General features: G+C 57.1%; 1 pseudogene. It reads left to right on the top strand.

What is annotated here, in order from left to right:
- Positions 1-503, top strand: a pseudogene (locus tag NE619_RS17995) (hypothetical protein); the annotation flags it as partial.

A 503-nucleotide genomic window follows, 5' to 3' on the forward strand; every position in this document is an offset into this window, starting at 1 on the left:
TTGGATACGGAACTGGTGCGGGGAGCCCTGGCCGTGGACGCCATGGTCAAGGCGGAGCTGACGCGGGAGGCAAAAGAATTAACCGGGCTTGCCAATCCCAACAGCGCGGCGCAATTAAAGCCCTGGCTGGAACAGCAGTCAGGCCGGAAGATCGAAAACCTGCAAAAGGAAACGGTGGCCGACCTCTTAAACGAGATGGAAGATCCGAAGGCGAAGCGCGTGCTGCGATTGCGGCAGGAGCTATCCAAGACTTCCGTAAAGAAATACGCGGCCATGGACGCGGCCCGCTGCGAAGACAATCGCGTCCGGGGCCTGATGCAGTTTTACGGCGCCAATCGCACGGGCCGATGGGCAGGGCGTCTGGTGCAATTGCAAAATCTCACGAAAAATAAGACGGAGATCCTGGACTTTGCCCGCCAGCTGGTAAAGGAGCAGAAAACGGAAACGATCAAGGTCATTTTTGGTAACGCTTCGGATCTTCTTTCGCAGCTGATCCGCACCTG

This window comes from Anaerovorax odorimutans, assembly GCF_024459955.1.
Lineage (GTDB): Bacteria > Bacillota > Clostridia > Peptostreptococcales > Anaerovoracaceae > Hominibacterium > Hominibacterium odorimutans_A.